Origin of the sequence: Pseudomonas laurylsulfativorans, from assembly GCF_002906155.1 — a bacterium.
GTDB classification, from domain to species: Bacteria; Pseudomonadota; Gammaproteobacteria; order Pseudomonadales; family Pseudomonadaceae; genus Aquipseudomonas; species Aquipseudomonas laurylsulfativorans.
Window position 1 is genome coordinate 765591 of the sequence record NZ_MUJK01000001.1, and the last position, 19032, is coordinate 784622.

The window sequence follows — 19032 nt, forward strand, 5'->3', positions numbered from 1 at the left end:
CGGGCCGCAGGGTGGCGAGTGCTATACTTTTTTCAGATTGCAGGAAGTGTGCAATGTTCCCCGGGGTACAGACACCCACTGCAAATCCATGTTGACGGCTGCCAGACAAAGGAGGTCTACAGCAAACCCGAGTCGGGAGGTGTGGCATGAATCGGCACTATTACATCAGTGACAATCTCAACGATCTTGAAACTGTTGAATATGAACTGGAAGCCAGTGGCATCAATTCCGAACAGATTCATGTGCTCAGTGAAAAAGTGGCCGATGTCGAACAACATCACCTCCACGAGGTTAACTCGTTAATGGAACAGGATGCTGTTCACTCTGGTGAGATTGGTGCAGTGATCGGTTTGCCACTCGCGGCGCTGGTACTGGGTGGCGCCTATTGGATGGGCTGGACCGAATCCGCCGCAGGCTGGATGCCCTTTATCTTCCTTTCCATTGTCATCTTGGGTTTCTGCATCTGGGAAGGCGGTTTTTTTGGCTTCCAGGTGACAAACACTCACTTCCGTAATTTCAAGCAGGTGGTCAACGAGGGCAAACATATCTTCTTCGTCGATGTTGAGCCGAACCAGGAATCGCTACTGGATCAGGTAATCAAACAACATCCAAAGCTGACGATCGCTGGTACTGGAGCGGCAGCCCCCCACTGGACAATGGCCTGGCAGCACAAATGGCATCAGTTCAAGCGAGTGATATCGGGTTAGCGCCCGGACACTCAAGGCCATCCGAAAGCGGCTTACTGGCCAAAGAAAATGACCCGGCTGAGGAAGACATAGTCTGCCTCCGTGGCCATCAGTCCGATGAGCACCAGCAAACACAAAGGCGGCACCAATATGGCGTAGACCATGGCCAACCGCTCCCAGGCCATGTGCATGAAGATGGAGACAATCAAGCCTGCCTTCAACAACATGAAAGTGATGATCAGGGACCACCGAAGGTAGCCATGGAAGTGGAAATAGTCGACAAGGTACGACAGCGTGCTGAGGACGAATAACAGCCCCCAGATCTTGAGGTACAAACTGATTGGATGTTGCTGTCCCTGAGCATGTGCCATCACCTGTGCTCCTCTACCATAAATAGAAGAAAGCAAAAATAAACACCCACACCAAATCCACGAAGTGCCAGTAAAGCCCGGCTATCTCGACATTCTGATAGTTTCCGGAGCGCTCATAATCTCCGCGCAAAACTTTCAGCGCCACAATGCTGAGGTAGATGGCGCCGATTGAAACGTGCAGCCCGTGAAAACCGGTAATCATGAAGAAGCAGGCACCAAATTGCGGCGCCCCCATGGGGTTTCCCCACGGACGCACCCCTTCTGCGATGAGCTTGCTCCATTCAAATGCCTGCATGCCAACGAAAGTCACACCCAAGGCGGCGGTCGCCAGCATCAGGGCAGTCGTTTTCGCGCGATCACCGCGATAGGCGTAGTTGACGGCCATGGCCATGGTGCCGCTGCTACTGATCAGCACAAAGGTCATGATGGCGATCAGAATAAGCGGGATTTCCCTGCCGCCGATGGTCAACGCAAACACTTCACTCGGGTTCGGCCAGGCGGTAGTGATGGTCATGCGTACCGACATGTAGCCGGTCAGAAAACAGCTGAATATAAACGTATCGCTGAGCAGGAATATCCACATCATCGCCTTGCCCCAAGGCACCTGCTTGAAGGCCTCTTTGTCCGAGGACCAGTCGCTGGCGATGCCCTGCCATCCCGGCGCAGGTGGCGAACCTGGTGGATTGGATGAAACGGTCTCGGCTTGGGCTTGCGGGTGCGATGCCATGGCTTTTCACCTCAGGCCGCAGAATCTGGCGATGGCTTCATAGGTTTGCGGCGTGCTGGCCAGCAGAGCGAACAGCACGAACCAGAGCCCCAGCAAGTAATGCCAATAGATGGCACAGAGCTCTACGCTGGCACTGAGTTGTGCCAACGGCACATGACGCAGGAATTTAGCGACGATCCAGCACCAGGCGATCAGCCCGCCCAGCAAGTGGAGCCCATGCAGGCCGGTCAACAGGTAGAAGAAACTGTTGGCCGGATTGCTGGCGACAAAGTAGCCCCAGGCGACAAACTGCTGCCAGACCCAGAGTTGTCCTGCCAGAAAGGCAATGGCAAAGATGCCTCCCAATGCAAAACCCATGACCGTTGCGCCCGGCCGAGCCTTTCGCGCGGCCATGCGCGACCATTGCAGTGCGATGCAACCGAGTACCAGGAAAGCCGAATTCAGCCATAGCGGCCATAGATTGGCCAGCGGTGCCAAAGGCTCCGTCAGGGGTAGCCAGTCGGCCATTTGTGAGCGGGCAACAAAGGCAATCAGGAAGAGGAAGAATAACGAACTCACCACCACCAGAAACAAGCGCAGGCCTACTGTTGCGGTTTGGTTCCTATTGGCACTCTCGGCGGCCTGGATACCCTCAGGGTCGTGACTCCAACTGCCGCCGGGGTCAGCGCTGCCGGCGTTTTTCAATAGCAGTCTGTTCATGTTTTAACGTCCGCTATTTTAGTCCCGGCACTGAGTCGCCGCATTTGCTCCAGTTCCTCGGCAGAGACCGTTTGTGGAACGAAGTCCTGGTCTATCCCCGGCACGCTGTAGTCATAGGCCCAGCGATGCACGACCGGCAGCTTCGCGCCCCAGTTACCGTGTATTGGCGGGGTGTTCGGTGTTTGCCATTCCAGGCTGGCTGCGCCCCAGGGATTACTGCCCGCGGGCTTGCCTTTGAACACACTCCAGGCGAGGTTGAACACGAACAGCAATTGGGAAACGCCGACGGTCAATGCGACCACCGTAATGAAAGCATTCAACTCTTGCGCCGACTGCGGGATGAACGCGTAGTTCTCATAGGCGTAGTAGCGGCGTGGCATGCCCTGGAAACCCAGGTAGTGCATGGGGAAGAAGATGGCGTAGGTGCCCAGGAAGGTAATCCAGAAATGCAGCTTGCCCAGGGTCTCGTTGGTCATGCGCCCGGTAACTTTCGGAAACCAGTGATAAATGCCGCCGAACACTACCAGTACCGGTGCGACCCCCATGACCATATGAAAATGGGCCACGACGAAATAGGTGTCCGAGAGCGGTATATCCACGATCACATTGCCGAGAAACAAACCGGTCAAGCCGCCGACCAGGAAGGTAACGATAAAGGCCAGGGCAAACAGCATCGGCACGGTCAGATGGATGTCGCCGCGCCACAGGGTCAGTACCCAGTTATAGACCTTCAGCGCGGTCGGTACCGCGATGATCAAGGTGCTGACCGCGAAGAAAAAGCCAAAGTACGGGTTCATTCCGCTGACATACATATGGTGTGCCCACACCACAAAACTGAGTACCCCGATCGCAATAATGGCCCACACCATCATGCGGTAGCCGAAGATATTCTTACGCGCATGCGTGCTGATCAGGTCGGAGACCAGGCCAAATGCAGGGAGCGCAACGATGTAGACTTCCGGGTGGCCGAAGAACCAGAACAAGTGCTGGAACAATATCGGGCTGCCACCCTGGTGATCGAGCTGCTGACCCAGCGAGACCATCGCCGGCATGAAGAAGCTGGTGCCCAACAGCTTGTCAAACAACATCATGACCGCGCTGACGAACAACGCCGGGAAAGCCAGCAAGGCCATGATCGAGGCCATGAAGATTCCCCATACCGAAAGCGGCATGCGAAACAAGGTCATGCCGTGCGTGCGCGCCTGCAACACCGTGGTGACGTAGTTCAACCCGCCCATGGTGGCGGCGACAATAAAGATCGCCAGTGAGACGAGCATCAGCACAATGCCCCACTCGACTCCCGGTGTCCCCTGAGCGATGGACTGTGGCGGATAGAGCGTCCAGCCGGCACCTGTGGGACCGCCCGGGACGAAAAAACTGCTGAGCAACACCAGTACCGCCAGCAGGTAAAACCAGTAACTGAGCATGTTGACATAGGGGAAGACCATGTCGCGGGCGCCCACCATCAGTGGGATCAGATAGTTGCCGAAGCCCCCCAGAAACAAGGCCGTCAGCAAGTAGATGACCATGATCATGCCGTGCATGGTCATTGCCTGATAGTACGTATTGGCATCCATGAACGCCAAACTGCCGGGGAAGCCTATCTGCATGCGCATCAAGCCGGACAGCACCAAGGCGATGAGCCCCACGAACAGAGCCGTCAAGGAGTATTGAATGGCTATGACCTTGTGGTCCTGACTCCAGATGTATTTGGTCAGGAAGCTTTTAGGCTCGTGCAGTGCTTCTGTTTCGGCTTGCTCCGCATAGGCCATCACGTCATCTCCTGTCGAAGTTTCAGTGTCTTCCTGGCTGCTTTACGGGGACTTCCCTGGCTCCGCCTTGCTCGCATCGGCGTCAGTATTCGCTTTGGATTTGATAAACGCGATCAGTGCATCCAGCTCCTTGTCACTCGGAGCCAAGGTCGGCATGACGGCTGCAAAGCCCTTGACGATCCGGGCATTGGGATGAAGAACCGACTCTTTCAAATAGCCCTCATCGACCTTTACGCTTGTATCGTCGGCAAGGGTTTCCGTCTTGCCATACAGGCCCTGCCAGCTGGGACCGACGCCCTTGTTGCCATCGACACTGTGGCAGGCCAGACAGCCGAGCGACCCGGCCAACCGCTGCCCCTGCGCCACCAAGTCTTGCGACGCTTCACCTGTAGCAGGTTCATCGTCTTGCCCCGTGGCACCCAGTGATTTGATCAGGGCAATGACAGCGCCCAGTTCATCGTCTTTGAGAGTATAGGCCACCATGACCGGCGGATAACCCTGCACCAGTCGGGCCTTCGGATCGAGAATCGACTCTTTCAGGTAAGCCTCATCGACCTGCACACTGGTGCCATCGGCAAGCTGTTCGGTGCGACCGTAAAGCCCCTTCCATCCCGGGCCGAGACTGGCACTGCCATCCTGGCTATGGCAGGCCTTGCAGCCGAGCTGTTCGACCAACAGGCGACCTTTTTCCAGCGCGCTGTCTCGACCGGGTTTGGCAGTTGTCGCCAATGTCTGTGCAAAAGTCGGTTGGCCCTTTAGCCATTGATCGAAGACGCCCTGCTCTTCCACGATCATATGGCCGCGCATGTTGTAATGACCGACACCACAAAATTCAGCGCAAAGAACTTCGTATTTTCCGGTTTTAGTCGGCGTAAACCAAAAGTACGACACCATCCCCGGCACCATATCCATCTTGCTGCGAATTTGCGGTACATAGAAATCGTGCAGAACATCTTTGGAGCGCAGTAAAACTTTCACCGGCCGATCGAGCGGAACGCGAACTTCGTTATTCATTACAAGCACATCGTCCTGCCCTGCAGGATCCTTGGGATCAAGACCGAGGGGATTGGCGGAATCAACAAACTTGATATCCGATCTGCCCAGCTTTGCGTCTTGCCCGGCAAAACGAAAGGTCCACTGCCACTGCTGGCCGACCACTTCAAGTTCGTAGGCATCTTTCGGCACGCTGATGAAGTCGTTATAGACAACCAGACCTGGCGCCAACATCGCGGCAATGCCTACCGAGGTAACGATAATCAACCATGATTCCAGTTTTTTGTTTTCCGGCTGGTAGGCCGCCCTGGCACCCTCCTTGTGACGATACCGAATCAGCGCTACCGCCATGAACCCTATGATGGCAATGAAAAATATTCCGCTGATGATCAGGGTGATGAACAGGGTGGTGTCTATGGATCCCCAGTTGGAAGCTGCCGGTGTCGCATGCCAGGGCGCCAGTATGTGGAATAGCACTGATGCAATAACGATTAGTATCAGGACAATTGCTATTGCCATTTGCTCTTCATCCTATTCCTGTTGTTCATTGGTTATGCAAAAGCATCGCCGCTGACGTCCAAGCAGGGCAGGCAAATACCACCCATCCGGGCGGTAAAGTCAGTAAGAAGTATAGAGCCATCGGCTTGTACCGTGAGGCTGGCAAGGGAGTTCCGGTTGCCAGCTATACTTGATTTCTGATGACGAACGGCAGAGTTCAACCGCAAGCGGCCTCATAGAACGAACCCTGCCCTTGTTGAGTCGTCAAACGTATGTGATGACATTGAGCAGGGACGAAAGCTACACAGTCCAGCAATCCACATGGGAGGTTTCGTCATGAGTGCACTGACGATCGAAGGCTGGTGCAAAACCAGCGGCGCCCAAAAGTCCACCCCGATGGGGGAAGTCCATTTCTACGTCGATGGACCTCTGCATGTCCGTCTGGAAGAGGCCGAAGAACGCCTGCAGAAGACCCACGAGCCAGAAGCCATGGTCGATGTCGATATGGACTCGATGGATTTGATCATGCCCGAGGGATTTGCTCCCTTGTCCGACTGCCAGATGCGTGTCTATCTGCACCACGAACGCGGACAGTTCCATCTGGTAGGGCACCGAGCGAGTGACGGCAGTTTGATCTACACCAACGCGGTGTTGATCGATCAGTTGCTTGAGTAGCGGCGAGAGATTCGCTGCATTGATCTTTCTGCGCGGTGCGGTGCCAAAAACTCACTGATTCTTGAATCAGAATCCGGTGTGTTTTCGACAAGTTGAATTCACAGACAGAACCGAAACCTCGGAGCTTCAACCGTGCACCAGACGGGCTCCTGACGGAACCCGTTATCACTCATCCCGCCCCTCTTGTGCTGCAACAGGCCCACTTTGGATCAGGTGGAAGACCATCGAGACAGCAAGCCTCAAAGGGGCCGGACACTGGAGTCATTAGCTATTTAAGCAGTGACTCTCTAGAACTTTTCCCTATTTATCGGTCTATGTGGTTAGCCACACCCGCTCGGTAAACGCGACCCCGCAGGCAGATGGCCACACGTCGAATTTTCAATCAGAGGTTATCTTCGTTCATGAAACTCCATGACCCACGGAGGGTGCTCTTCGGTCTGTTCGCGTTCGCGGCAGTGGGTTCGGCATCAGCAACACAGATGAGGACCTCAACCCCGGCTTTGGCCACTCAAGTGGTAGTCGTTCAGGCTCCAGTCCAGGCTGCCGACAACCCTTGGCCGACCTTGGCCAGTATGGCCGGCAAGCAGCCAGGGCCTTTGCTGGCCCATGACGACAGGTACTGGCATGACGGCCATTGGCACTCTCGTAGAGACGATTGGCGCCGAGACGACTGGCATCGAGATCAGTGGCGTAGAGAGCAAGCCCGCCGGGAAGCCGAACGCCGTCGTGATTGGGAGCGTCAACAGGATCGGGCCATGCGACACCGCTACGAAGACGATCACCGCTACTATCGCCGCTAGCAGCCTGATCAAGACCAAGGCGTACAGCACAGCGTGTCCGTTAGTCCTCAAAACGCCCCGTGGAATCCCGATCGCGCTCGTAGCGTCGTGTGAGCGCAAACGCCGGCAGCCAGGCCTCGCGACGCACGACCCAGCTCTCGTAGGTCGGTGTCAGTTGGTCCGGGGCATCGAGGGATCCGAGGTTCACTTCGATTTCGTCAGCACTGCGCGCGAACACGGATGAACCGCACTGCGGACAGAAATGCCGCCCGGCGTAGTCATGTGTTTCGCCTTCGATCGTCACTGCATCCTGATGGAATATCGCGGACGCATGAAACAGCGCCCCATGATGCTTGCGACAGTCGAGACAGTGGCAAACGCCGACCCGGAACGGGCGCCCCGATGCGACTATTCGCACGTTGCCGCACAGGCAACCGCCGGTGAATCGGTCCATGTTGTGCCTCCTCTGAATCATGCCGTCGGGATGTTCATCAACACCACGCCAACGGCATGACTAAGCAGCGCCTCAGCGCGGAAACAGGAATGTCACGGCGGCGCGAAAGCCCCAACCTTGCGGGCCGTCATCCGGGCTGTCGAGCCAGTAGCGCGGGCCGGCCTGCACCGTCAGCGGTTGACCGCCGATTTTCAACAACTGGGTCACCGTCAGGTTGATCGGTACCGACCATTCGCGCGATTGCCAATTATAGGTCGACTCGGTGTTCACCCCGTAGGTCGTGAGCGTGTGGGTGGTGTACGAGAGAAAGGGTTGCAGAAAGGTCTGGTTGACCTTTTCCTTGTCGTCCGGCGGGCTGTCGTCCAGGCCCCAGATATGGTTGGCCAGAATGCCTCGGGTCCAGCCATTCGACTGTTTAAGCGCCACCGCCGTCGGGCCGAGGCCCCATTGCTCACTGCCGAGCAATTCGTCACTGCCGGTCGGTATCAACAACGCAGGCCCGGCACCGAGTATCCAGCCACTGTCCGTGGGCTTCGACGGCGAAAAGAAAAAACTCTGGGTGATATCGCCGGTGCCGGATTTGTCCGCCGCGCCATTGGGGGCCAGGCCGTGCTGGTCGATGATCGGCAGAATGGTGCGAGAAATGAGGTTCCAGTCTTCGTTCAAGACAAACGGCAGCACGGGCTGGATATTGGTCACGCTGTGCATGCCCTCGCCGGTCGGCCCCATCTTCTGGTCCCAGTTGTACTGCACCGGCAGGCTGTACATCGCCGCGACCGGGTTCAGGGCTTTCTTCGCCAATTCGGCCGAATCTTCGGCCTGAGCCACCGGGATGAAACCCAAGGCAACGACCAGTGTCGACGCGGCACCCATCCATCCTTCTTTCACTTCCATTCTCACTCACCTGTAGACGCTAAACCGGGTTGCAAAGCGTTAGCGTAGGCAACTGTAATCAATGTGCAATCCTTTCTGGCCATGTGTTTAACAGTTTTTGAGGGTTATTGATTCGGATTTTCCCGCCGCTGCAGGCAGCATTCGGCCCGCATTGACCGGCGTGCAAGCACCTGCTTTGCGTAACCGACTGGCGAGTACCAGTGCCCGGATACAGGGCGCCCAGAGCAATGCCTGGAGCCAGGCCGGAACCCGAATGACAACTTTCATCACTTGAGAACCAAATACATGGGCATGTCGAATAAATGGATTGTGGGTATTGCTTTGAGCTGTGTATTTCAGGTCGGCTGCGTCTCGAAAGTCGCCCAGCAAGAGCAATACTCAGGCTTCCTGGGCAACTACCAGGGCCTGGAGGAGCAAACTACCCCGAGTGAACAGAAGGTATTGCGCTGGGTATCGCCGGGGTTCGATCCTCGCGCGTATTCCACCGTGGTGTTCAGACAGATGGAGCTGTATCCAGCACCACAGCCGACCGCACGCGTCAGCCTGAAGACGCTGAAAGACTTGCAATTGATGGCCAGCGACAGCGTCAAGAACGCCTTTGCCCGTCGCTATGCGATCGTCTCTTATCCGCAGCTGGCGCCGACCGATTCGCGCTCGTTGATCCTGCAAGCGGCGATCACTCACGTCAGTGCCAACAACGAAGGCATGCACTGGTATGAGGCCGTTCCAATCGGGGCAATTGTCGGGGCAACACAAGCCGCCACCGGCCATCGGGATCAGACTGCCGAGATGTACATCGAAGCCAACCTGATCGACGCCAAAACCGGTTTGCCAGTGGCGAAGATCGTTCGCAAGGTGTTTGGCGAGACACTCGAAAATGCCGAACAGCCGATCGTTGCCAATGACTTCAAGGTTGCACTCAAAGGCATGACAGACGATATGCAGGCCCTCCTCCTCAAGCGTTGACGCTCAAGCAAACCCCATCGCAAGCAGATCGGCATGGGGTTTCAAAGTGGCGCTACGTCGCGTTTTCCCTCTGACAAACCGTCAGCCGTGCCGACGCCTGACGTGAGGCTCAATGATGAAAATACTGGCCCATACCTTAACGATCCTTTTGGTGTCCCTGAGCACCAGCGCCCTGGCGGCGACGGTGGTTCCCCTCAAGGGTCAGACATCCCAGACCATCCAGCAGGACACCAGCGCCTGCCAGTCCCAGGCCAACGCGCAATATCCGGTACAAGGCACCGTGCCTTCCGGCGGCCGGGTAAAAGGCGCCGCAACCGCCGCGGTAGCCGGGGCAACCGCGGCAGAAGTTCGGGGCCGCCAGCATGAAAACATCTATGACCAGATAGACGACGATACCAAACAAGACTACCGCCAAAACCGGGCACACAGTGCGGCGGCTGCCGGCGCCGTCGTGGGGGCTTCCCGGCAACGTCAGGCGCGCCGGCAGAATCTTGCCGCGAGTCAGCAAAGCGCGACCGCCAACAACGCTGTCTACAGCAGTTGCCTGCAACAACGTGGCTACGATGTTTTGCCTTGATTGGCGGCGACGATGACCTGATGCGTTTATCGACTTTCTCGACCATGACTCAACGAATCAAACCGAATCGAACTTGAGGACTCCACCCATGCGCTTTGCATGTGTTCCTGTTGTGATGTTCGCTGCCTGGCTCCTGGCCGGTTGCGCCTCATCCCCGAACAATCCGACTTCAACGTTGCAAACGGACAAATCGCCCGAGCAGTATGTCGATTGCCTCGTACCCAAGTTGAAGGACAAAGAGATGAGTCCTGTCGTGTCAGGGAGCGACCGCAGCTACCGGGTGGTCGTTTCGAGCAAGATCGCAGTAGACACGGTGCTGCAGACCCATAGGGCGCAGGAGGGAGGCAAGGTGTATTTATACGAGCGCCAATGGCTGGCCTCGACCTTCAAGCCATCGAGTTTCGAGCGCGCCGCACAGGAATGTTTGTAGCACCGGACAGCGGTTAGCCGGCTCAAATGTTCAGGAGCAATCTCAGCGCTGCTACCTGTCGTCTCACCTGCCCTTCTCCTCTCCAGGCCTCGCCTGCGACTGCCGCACAAATGTGTCGGCCTTTCAAAACTCAAGAGAAATGCGCCAAACGCGAAACGCCAATTCGGCATTCAAGTAATGCGTGACGCAAAAAAAGGTTCTTCACGCATTCCCGGAAAACTGTAGGAGCCGGCTTGCCGGCGATGGGCTCAAGTGCGCCGCGTTTATCCAGTTCACGCGCGTTATCGTTAACGACCATCGCCAGCAAGCTGGCTCCTACAAGGGACCGCGTCCGAGTCGAAATGTAGTGAACGCCAAACTGTAGGAGCCGGCTTGCCGGCGATGGACTCAAGTGCGCCGCGTTTATCCAGTTCACGCGCGTTATCGTTAACGACCATCGCCAGCAAGCTGGCTCCTACAAGGGACCGCGTCCGAGTCGAAATGTAGTGAACGCCAAACTAATGAAATGGCTACCCCCCCGCTGCCCCCTGTGATCGCCCACTAAGCTTTCACAGAGGGCTCATCGGAGATCATTGCCATGAACAACGTAGCTATTGCCGCCATCGACCTCGGAAAACATTCCTTTCATCTTCATGCTCAAGATGATCGCGGCCACGAGGTTCACCGCAGAAAGTTTACGCGCGCAGCACTCACCCAATATCTGGCGAAACTGGAACCCTGCACCGTCGTGATGGAAGCCTGTGGCGGCGCCCATTTCATGGCGCAGGAAGTCGCCAAGCTGGGGCATACGCCCAAGCTTATTGCGCCACATCTGGTACGCCCTTACGTGAAGAGCAACAAAAACGACTTCGCTGATGCCGAAGCGATCTGCGAGGCGGCGACCCGGCCCACAATGCGCTTCGTGCACCCCAAAACCCAGGCTCAGCAGGCGCTGGCGATGCTCAATTCGGTTCGTGAGTCGTTCATCAAAGACCGTACCGCCACCGTCAATCGGATTCACGCAGCCCTGCTGGAGGTGGGTATCAGCCTGGCTCCCGGCTTCAAATCCATCAAAGAGCTTCCAGCATTGCTTGAGATGAGTTCATTTTCCGGCTCCATCAAAAAAATTCTGATGGGGTTGCATGAGCACTTCAACTATCTGGATGGGAAGGTCAAAGCGCTGGACAAGGAGGTGGAATGCCAAGCAGCTGAAGATGATCTGGCGGCTCGTTTGATGACCATGCCGTGTGTCGGCCCGATCACCTCCAGCGCCTTGGCTGCCGAGTTGGGCGATGGCAAACAGTTCAAATGCGGCCGAGGCTATGCGGCGTCGATCGGGCTGGTACCCAAACAGCACGGTACGGGCGATAAAACCGTGTTGCTCGGCATCAGTAAACGCGGCGATCGAAATCAGAGGCGCCTGCTCATCCAGTGCGCCCGTGTGTACTTGATACAACTGGAACGACAGAAAGGCGCCTTGGCGGACTGGGTCCGCCAACTATTAGCTTCCCGCCATCACTCCAATCTCGTGGTCTGCGCACTGGCCAACAAGCTGGCAAGAATCGCCTGGGCGATAGCCGCACACCACACTGAATTCGATGCGGGGCCAGCCGCGATGAACGCCTGACCCCGCTGTCACCCGAGCACCACCCACCTGGTTTTGCGATGCTGGATAACTGATGACGTGAACGGCCAACCGGCCTGACGACAACCCTGGGCTCCTACACGGCTGTAAGGCCGTTCAACTAATTAGGGTCGTTGGGCATCGATTCTCATCGAGGCGCGGGGCGACACCCCCACTCAGACGCCGGATAGATGAAAGCAAGCCAAACACGCATCAAATACAGTATTGCAGAAAAGGGGGTAACCATAGATGTAGGAGCCGGCTTGCTGGCGATGGTCTCAAGTACAAGGGACCGTGTCCGACTCGACAATGAGGGGTCCTCCAAACCAGTGAAAGCCCAAAAAAGCCCCCGCGTCCGCCATGGAAGGACGCGGGGCAAAGGTCGTTGAAACAAGAGGCGAGGATCGTTTAATACCGACAAGCAAACCATGAACATGATGTGTGCCAACGCTCCTCGAGATCCATTTAAAACGGTAACGATCCCGACTCAAAGCTAATTGGCATCAATAATAATTCCCCCTGAATTAGATGCGCCAAACACAATCATTGATCTATATCCCGAGCGCCTCAAACCATTCAGGTAACAATTAATGCCTTGACGAAACAGTGAACTCGACTCACTCAGACCTTGGCTCAGCGCAATGCCAGCAGCCCGAGCTTGCAGTTTTCGGATAGCGCAGTTAGTCCGTTGCAAGCATCATTATCGAGTCCAAATCAAAACCCATGGGTAATCCGGCAATGCTTTTCCTTTGTTCGATTCAACTGCTACCAATGACGGGCAAGGCTGTTTTCCGCACTGCACGCCACTGAAACGAGCCGCTCTCGCATTGTCCAGTGAAACCCGCTGCACCTTCCGCCTGGCCCCTCATCTCCGCTCACTCCCCGACCAGAATGTACCGTGCCAAATCCGGCCCCTATACTCAGGCCAGAATCGCCTGAACGGAAGATTTCTATGAGCCACACCTTCAAGTTGAAAAATGGCGCTGTGGCCGTATTCGACCCAGACAGCGCCGTGCTTTGCATTACAACACCCCATGGCGATGTACAAAATTCCACGCTGGGTAGAGCTGAATCGCGTCTGTTGGACCTGCTGCTCATGGAGCCAGGTGTCACTAAAAGCCGCGACGAAATCATCGACTACACCTGGAACGACCGCGTAGTTGCCTCGGGCAGTTTGAATCAAACCGTTTTCTCACTACGCAATATTCTTAATGACGGGCGAGATCACGAGATTCTGATGACTGTTCCTCGACGAGGATATTGCTTCAACCGGCACTGTATAGTCGATGCGGTGGCAGATGTACCCGCACCCACAGAGGAAGTTGCGCAAGCACCCGCTCGCAACCCAGGACAACCAGCCTCAACTGGTTTTGATGGGCCGCTGGCACCATCAGCCAAAACCGTAAAATCCACCCGCATTACAAAGGCTCAACTGATCGCTTATATCGTTACGCTGGCGGTCGGTGCCTTTACTATTTTTCAATTTGACTTCGACGCGCCAAAAATTGAAATTTCCAGTATCGACAACAATGGACTGGTCATACACGCCGTGGGCAGCGATCTTGCCGAGGCTAAAGCACTGATGGATCTGTCGGTCAAACAAACTGAACAGCTATCGCCAAACCTGAAGGGCCAGGTCTGGATCAACCTGTATAAAGCCAATTATTCCGTTTCCTGTATCCGCCCGGACCAAAGCACTGCAAATCTACAATTGAACAGCAGCGAAAGAGACCTCGCCTTGATGATTCGTCAATGTCTGGAAGTCACCTTATGAAGTTTGAAATCCCGCAGGCCGTTCACTGGCCGATCATTGCCTTGATCAATGCACTCTGTATTTTTTCCGTTTTTTACTCTCCCTCGCGTTACATGGAAAATACCAGTTATCAAACAAAAACAAGACAATGGCTGGAAGATCTCAATCAACTCAACACCGAAGAGTATCTCACTATCGGGCATGGCCGACTCACTGGAACCACGTTGGAAAGCCTGAATGGGAAAATCCGCAACGCGACCATTTCAGCGAATATAATCGGAGAAAGCAGTACACGCGTCGAGATCAAGGTCAGCAACATCAAGCTCAGCCAGGACAATGAGCTTTTTGCCATTGAAAAGACTCCCGACCTGTTTTTCAGACGTCAATACGTCCTGCAGGAAGGCGCCATACTAAATTACGAATTGATTCCGACACCGGATAAAAGCGCCGTGTGTTTTTATGTACATGAACTTGGCCGTCTGCGCTGCATGAACCATTAACCGGCCTTCCGAACCGATTCGACAGCCGCCTGGCACAGGCTCACGGCACAGAATTTTCCAAACAAAAATAACCCTTATTGATTTGAATCAAACACCTCTCCTGCCAAAAATCCCTCGCCGATAATCTTTGGAATCGAGCCTGCTTGATTCTCGTCCGGGACAATGCCCTACACAGGAGAATCAAGTGAAAGCCATGCATTTCCTGCGAACTCTTAAATCGACGACTTTCGGATTCCTGGCGGTTACATTTTTGTCTGCCATACCACCTTACTCGTTAGCGCACGACGAGCACTCCGTCGAAAGCACGACCATTGAATATTATGAAATTGAAACAAGCCCGGACGACCGTCAGAAACTATCGCATCTGAAAATCCATAGCGAGAATGAGTATCACGCGGACGAGCAAGGCGATGATGTCCCTCTCTCCACCCCGCCACAAGCTGATACCGGCACGAGTTACGCCAGTTCGCTCATATTACTCTGACGCGTGTGGCGTAAACCGGGGCAAAGGGCATTTCGCCACTCCTGGCGACCGCGTAAATATGAGTTATTGACTTTGGCAGGCACTATCGAAGTGAGATTATTTTCAGCCCAGGTCGTGGCAGAGATGCAGCTGACATTCTGCTCTGCCTGAATAAACTGTTAATAAGGAATCGCCTCGATGCTACTGAAAAAATTCGTTACCGTGTCGTTTGGTTTATTGCTTTCCCTCAAGGCCATGGCCGACGACAAGGGCATCTACAGTACCAAATTGACGAGTGTCGAAACCAACAAGAAGGCCCCAAGTACCGTGAAAACTGGCTATCAGGTAAAAACCGGTTATCGTATTGACGACTTTTACTCCTTTACAGCAGCAGCCATTGACCCGATGAAACCCCAATCGCAGATCTTCAGTTCAGACATCGACCCGCGCAACGTTCAACACGTGGACGACTCAGCGTTGGACAGCAAGTACGCATTTTCGGCGGAACTGGAGCTAATCCGCGGACTCTGACAAGCCGTTCAAAGTCAATGGGGGGTCGCCCTCACCGACGGAAAGGACGCCCAATCGCGTATCCTGTCCATGACTGCCCGTCAGGCTTGACCCTAATCATTTAACAGATGAGCTTTCAATTTCATGAGTATTGCACCGCCCGATGAAATCTTTCATTTGTCTTCTGCCTTGCCGAGCCAACTGAATAGAACAATTGGCAATTGGGAAATGAGCCTGATCCCGACTGAGCATGAGGCGCGCATTCGGCAACACAAACTCTTTCACAGCCCCGAACTCCAGTGCAGTCGCCTTGAATTTGACTCCTCCGTCACCCTGGTCAGTTCTGTTCCTGCCGGATTCGTGACGTTTGCCATTTCGCAGGCCCCGATTGGGCGCCCCGTCGTAAACAATCACAAACTACAGCCGAATGAAGTCATCGTACTGCACAGCGATGAATCGGTGCATTACACCAGCGAACCGAACGAAACACTTTTCACCATCACCACAACGCTGGAGCACTATGACCGATGCCGTCAACAACACTGCGTCCTCGATATCCTTGCCAACAGAACAAACCATAGTTTTCAGGCTGAAAATTTTCAATTCATACAGTTGGCCATTCAGGCCATTAGCGCTGCCTGTGTCGACATCAACGACTCTGCTTTACCACAATTCGGCGAAGCGCAGCGTTCAGCGATAGAAAGCACGGTACTTGCTTCTCTATTGCAGTCGCTGACACCCGCCGGTGGCATCAATCGCAAAGTTCCGACCAGACGAAAGGTGGCGATACAAGCCATCGAGTACATTCATGAAAATACAAAAAAAACACTCAATATAAAATCACTCGTAAGGCAGCTTGAAACCACCACTCGCACCCTGCATTTTGGTTTTATTGAAACGTTCGGGATGTCGCCAATCGCCTATATCAGAAACTTGAGACTGGCAAGTGCCCGTCGCGACCTGATTAATAAAACCTGGCCCACCGTGACAGAAACCGCGATGTTCTGGAATTTCAACCATCTGGGTCGGTTTTCCAGGGCCTATCAAATTGCTTACGGAGAGACTCCGTCAGAAACGGCCAGGCGTAACTCAGCCAAACCCAGGAACACGACCTCATCCATTTACAACCAGGTCGCTGACGAGAGAAATCATCGCTAACAAGCCTTCATTAAAGCCCTGAAAATGATGATTAATAATTTCCTTTGATAAACCCTGGGTACCCACAATTGCTTATTTGCCCACTCAAGGAAATAAGCATGCATCATCGAATAAACACACTGCCCCTCAAGCAGAAAATCGCTCTGTGCATTGCCGTCTATGCAAGCGGCATCTTATTGGCCTGGGTAATTGACTGGTACTGAAGACGTCTAATCCACGACAACAGCAGTGCACAGTGAAATATTGATACCTCGGGGTTTTTCGATGGTTGCCGCATATAAAGCGTTACTTGGAAGGCACGCAGTCACTGTCTGTCTGATTGCTGCAGCGGGTTGGGCCGCATGGTTCTGTGCTGGAGGAATGGCGGAGCTATTCATTGCACGGAAGTTGAACAACGTTTACGCCGATCTGCGTGCGGCTCAAGTGGAACCCAATGCGCAGCTCGACAAGGTACTGCACACTCTCGGCGATTTTGATCGTTCGGGCCAGGAATGCTCCGTCGAGCAATATTCACAACTGGCCGACCTGGTTAAAAACCTTCGATTTGTTGATCAAGCGGCAATCCGGTTGCCCAATGGCAAGATCTGTTCCTCCTACGGACAAGAACTCCCGTCGATACTGGCCGGTAACGAAAAGCGCAAGTTCTCTGTTGGAAAGCGAAACTATTGGGTTGACTCTGGCCACGCAGTTTCCGTGGACACCGACTTTATCATCGTGTCGGAACAATCAACCTACGTCTGGGCAAACAAGAAGATCCTGCTCGACAATTTGAAGTTTCCCAAGGACCTGCAACTGGACCTGATCGGTCCCGGCGGCGCAGTACCCATTGCCTCTACAGGCCCCAAGCCCCTGGCGGTGCAGAAGCCGTTCCACCTTGAAGAACTGGTGACCTCGGCGGACAAGGTCCTCATCGCCTTTGCGGGCAACCGAAATGAATTGATCTCGGTTATTTCTCTTCCGTTGAGCTCCCTGACAGGTCTCACATTCAAATTATTCATCGGCCTTGTCTGCGTGTTCGCAGCGCTGCTCTTGCTCGCAAGGTCTATCCAGCGTCATTACACCTCTACTGCCGTCCGGCTTCGCCGAGCCCTCAAAGCCAACACACTGGGTGTTCACTATCAGCCCATCGTCAATTTGACGACGGGTTATCTGGTTGGCGCCGAATCACTTTCTCACTGGAGCGACAACGGCACCCATGTGCCTGCGGACGTTTTCATTGCGGTGGCGGAGAAGTCTGACTTGATCCGCAAACTGACGCGCTCGGTGATTGAGCAAGTGGCGGAGGATTACAGCACTTACCTTTGGGCGTGCAAGGATTTCTACATTACGGTCAACCTTTGCGCCCAGGATATTCAGGACCCGAACTTTCCAGACTATGTGGCCAGCGTGCTGGCAGCCTACAACATGCCTGCGTCAGCCATGGCCTTTGAAATCACTGAAAGAACCCTGCTCGATCAGAAGCCTGCCGCCATGCAATTGCAACGGCTTCGGGCGCACGGTCATCGCATTGCCGTGGACGACTTCGGTATCGGCTATTGCAACCTCTCGCTCCTCGATTCAGTGCCTTTCGACATTCTGAAAATAGATCGCTCGTTTATCGCAAACGACAGGATCGCCCCCAAGGATGCCCTGTGGCGACAGATCGCCCAGTTGGCCAAGTCGCAAAGACTCAAGGTCGTGGCCGAAGGTGTCGAGACTCCGGAGCAACTGCCGCATCTGGTTTCGGAGGGCGTTCTATTGGCGCAAGGCTGGTTGTTTTCCAAAGCGCTGCCCATTCAAGCGTTGGCAAGACGCTACTTTCAATGTCCGGCAAACATCGCGTCTTACGACTCAAAAATATCAATCAATGACTTCTATTAACCCCTCTTGGTCCCTCAAATGCTCGCCGAAACCTAACACCAGACAAACCTGTACAAGGACTCCATCACACATGCTACTTCGAAACCTTGGCCTCGCTTCACTGCTATCGCTGCTGTCTGTTCAGGCGCTCGCTGATGACAAAGGTTTATATCTTGGCGCTGGCGTAAGCAGCATACAGACCGACGAATCCAGACTGGACGACGAGGACACCAGCTACAAAGTTTATGCAGGCTATCGCGTCAATAGCTACCTGGCCTTCGAGGGGGCCTACGTCGATCTCGGTCAATTCAAGGACAAGAATGTCGATTTCGAAGGCAAATCGGCGCAGGCTGCCGCCCATGTCGGCTTTCCGCTGGGTGATCGGTTGCGGGTATTCGGCAGTGTCGGTGCTCACGCCTGGGACGCCGACGGCAATGCCACCGACGACGATACCGGGGTTGATCTGACCTATGGTGTTGGCCTGGAAGTCGATGTCTTTCGCAACATCGGCCTGCGCGCGGAATACGAAGTACTGGAGGTCGGAGAGATCGACCTGAATCAGACGACCGCATCCGCCTATATGCTTTTCTAACACTGCTACAACTGAGCGGCCTTGCCGGTCGCTCAACGCACTCTGCGCAACATCCCCGTCCTGCCTGCCCCCCCTGCGACATGCCAAAAAGCC

Annotated in this window: 22 protein-coding genes; 14 read left to right on the forward strand and 8 right to left on the reverse strand. The window is 54.7% G+C overall.

Going from position 1 to position 19032, the window contains the following annotated elements; all coding sequences use genetic code 11:
• Nucleotides 1–146 precede the first annotated feature (146 nt).
• A complete protein-coding gene (locus B0D71_RS03490) occupies nucleotides 147–707 on the forward strand; it encodes a hypothetical protein (RefSeq protein WP_103393484.1) in 561 nt (186 codons plus the stop codon).
• 32 nt (nucleotides 708–739) lie between these two features.
• On the opposite strand, the gene B0D71_RS03495 is transcribed toward B0D71_RS03490, so the two are convergent.
• The 5 genes from B0D71_RS03495 to B0D71_RS03515 are packed head-to-tail and all read right to left on the reverse strand — an operon-like array spanning nucleotide 740 to nucleotide 5767.
• Nucleotides 740–1057 (reverse strand): cytochrome C oxidase subunit IV family protein, encoded by a 318-nt coding sequence (locus tag B0D71_RS03495; protein ID WP_008053359.1) that lies wholly within the window; start codon nucleotides 1055–1057, stop codon nucleotides 740–742.
• A 13-nt stretch (nucleotides 1058–1070) separates the two neighbouring features.
• Nucleotides 1071–1784, reverse strand: coding sequence for a heme-copper oxidase subunit III family protein (locus tag B0D71_RS03500; RefSeq protein ID WP_103393485.1), 714 nt, complete (start codon nucleotides 1782–1784; stop codon nucleotides 1071–1073).
• Nucleotides 1785–1790: 6 nt separating this feature from the next.
• Complete coding sequence (locus B0D71_RS03505; RefSeq protein WP_103393486.1) at nucleotides 1791–2483, reverse strand: cytochrome c oxidase subunit 3; 693 nt, start codon at nucleotides 2481–2483, stop codon at nucleotides 1791–1793.
• Nucleotides 2480–4255, reverse strand: coding sequence for a cytochrome c oxidase subunit I (gene ctaD / locus B0D71_RS03510; protein ID WP_103393487.1), 1776 nt, complete (start codon nucleotides 4253–4255; stop codon nucleotides 2480–2482). The genes B0D71_RS03505 and ctaD overlap by 4 nt, the downstream gene beginning before the upstream one ends.
• Before the next feature lie 42 nt (nucleotides 4256–4297).
• Nucleotides 4298–5767 (reverse strand): cytochrome c oxidase subunit II, encoded by a 1470-nt coding sequence (locus B0D71_RS03515; RefSeq protein WP_103393488.1) that lies wholly within the window; start codon nucleotides 5765–5767, stop codon nucleotides 4298–4300.
• 315 nt (nucleotides 5768–6082) lie between these two features.
• Between B0D71_RS03515 and B0D71_RS03520 the strand changes: the two genes are divergently transcribed.
• Together B0D71_RS03520 and B0D71_RS03525 are read left to right on the forward strand one after the other, a co-directional pair.
• Nucleotides 6083–6421 (forward strand): hypothetical protein, encoded by a 339-nt coding sequence (locus B0D71_RS03520; RefSeq protein WP_103393489.1) that lies wholly within the window; start codon nucleotides 6083–6085, stop codon nucleotides 6419–6421.
• 401 nt (nucleotides 6422–6822) lie between these two features.
• Nucleotides 6823–7221, forward strand: a complete 399-nt coding sequence (locus B0D71_RS03525; protein WP_103393490.1) for a hypothetical protein — start codon at nucleotides 6823–6825, stop codon at nucleotides 7219–7221.
• A gap of 40 nt (nucleotides 7222–7261) precedes the next feature.
• Here the strand turns inward: B0D71_RS03525 and B0D71_RS03530 are convergent, their stop codons facing one another.
• The gene (locus B0D71_RS03530) at nucleotides 7262–7654 is read right to left on the reverse strand and encodes a GFA family protein (protein WP_103393491.1); all 393 of its coding nucleotides are present in this window, start codon (nucleotides 7652–7654) and stop codon (nucleotides 7262–7264) included.
• A gap of 72 nt (nucleotides 7655–7726) precedes the next feature.
• Entirely contained in the window at nucleotides 7727–8527 is an 801-nt protein-coding gene (locus B0D71_RS03535; protein WP_420825127.1) for a transporter, read from the reverse strand.
• A gap of 306 nt (nucleotides 8528–8833) precedes the next feature.
• On the opposite strand from B0D71_RS03535, the gene B0D71_RS03540 reads away from it, so the two are divergent.
• From B0D71_RS03540 to B0D71_RS03550, 3 genes are all read left to right on the forward strand, one after another.
• Nucleotides 8834–9514: a DUF3313 domain-containing protein gene (locus B0D71_RS03540; protein ID WP_103393493.1), complete on the forward strand. Its 681-nt coding sequence runs from the start codon at nucleotides 8834–8836 to the stop codon at nucleotides 9512–9514.
• A 115-nt stretch (nucleotides 9515–9629) separates the two neighbouring features.
• A complete protein-coding gene (locus B0D71_RS03545; protein ID WP_103394015.1) occupies nucleotides 9630–10091 on the forward strand; it encodes a YMGG-like glycine zipper-containing protein in 462 nt (153 codons plus the stop codon).
• Nucleotides 10092–10179: 88 nt separating this feature from the next.
• Nucleotides 10180–10521: a hypothetical protein gene (locus tag B0D71_RS03550; RefSeq protein ID WP_103393494.1), complete on the forward strand. Its 342-nt coding sequence runs from the start codon at nucleotides 10180–10182 to the stop codon at nucleotides 10519–10521.
• Between the two features lie 130 nt (nucleotides 10522–10651).
• Here B0D71_RS03550 and B0D71_RS31390 read toward each other — a convergent pair whose 3' ends face one another.
• Nucleotides 10652–10828, reverse strand: coding sequence for a hypothetical protein (locus tag B0D71_RS31390; protein WP_165798684.1), 177 nt, complete (start codon nucleotides 10826–10828; stop codon nucleotides 10652–10654).
• Between the two features lie 270 nt (nucleotides 10829–11098).
• Here B0D71_RS31390 and B0D71_RS03555 point away from each other — a divergent pair, with 270 nt between their 5' ends.
• The 8 genes from B0D71_RS03555 to B0D71_RS03590 all read left to right on the forward strand — a co-directional run bounded on the left by B0D71_RS03555 (nucleotide 11099) and on the right by B0D71_RS03590 (nucleotide 18939).
• Nucleotides 11099–12127, forward strand: a complete 1029-nt coding sequence (locus B0D71_RS03555; protein WP_103392895.1) for an IS110 family RNA-guided transposase — start codon at nucleotides 11099–11101, stop codon at nucleotides 12125–12127.
• A 949-nt stretch (nucleotides 12128–13076) separates the two neighbouring features.
• Entirely contained in the window at nucleotides 13077–13898 is an 822-nt protein-coding gene (locus B0D71_RS03560) for a transcriptional regulator (protein ID WP_103393495.1), read from the forward strand.
• Entirely contained in the window at nucleotides 13895–14377 is a 483-nt protein-coding gene (locus tag B0D71_RS03565; RefSeq protein WP_103393496.1) for a hypothetical protein, read from the forward strand. The genes B0D71_RS03560 and B0D71_RS03565 overlap by 4 nt, the downstream gene beginning before the upstream one ends.
• Nucleotides 14378–14570: 193 nt before the next feature.
• Nucleotides 14571–14861, forward strand: coding sequence for a hypothetical protein (locus B0D71_RS03570; RefSeq protein WP_103394016.1), 291 nt, complete (start codon nucleotides 14571–14573; stop codon nucleotides 14859–14861).
• Nucleotides 14862–15038: 177 nt separating this feature from the next.
• Nucleotides 15039–15371, forward strand: a complete 333-nt coding sequence (locus tag B0D71_RS03575) for a hypothetical protein (RefSeq protein ID WP_103393497.1) — start codon at nucleotides 15039–15041, stop codon at nucleotides 15369–15371.
• Nucleotides 15372–15494: 123 nt separating this feature from the next.
• Nucleotides 15495–16508 (forward strand): helix-turn-helix domain-containing protein, encoded by a 1014-nt coding sequence (locus B0D71_RS03580; protein WP_103393498.1) that lies wholly within the window; start codon nucleotides 15495–15497, stop codon nucleotides 16506–16508.
• A gap of 264 nt (nucleotides 16509–16772) precedes the next feature.
• Nucleotides 16773–18368 carry an EAL domain-containing protein gene (locus B0D71_RS03585; protein ID WP_103393499.1) on the forward strand — a complete coding sequence of 532 codons (1596 nt, stop codon included), beginning with the start codon at nucleotides 16773–16775 and terminating at the stop codon, nucleotides 18366–18368.
• Nucleotides 18369–18438: 70 nt separating this feature from the next.
• Nucleotides 18439–18939: an outer membrane beta-barrel protein gene (locus B0D71_RS03590; protein ID WP_103393500.1), complete on the forward strand. Its 501-nt coding sequence runs from the start codon at nucleotides 18439–18441 to the stop codon at nucleotides 18937–18939.
• Nucleotides 18940–19032: the final 93 nt, after the last annotated feature.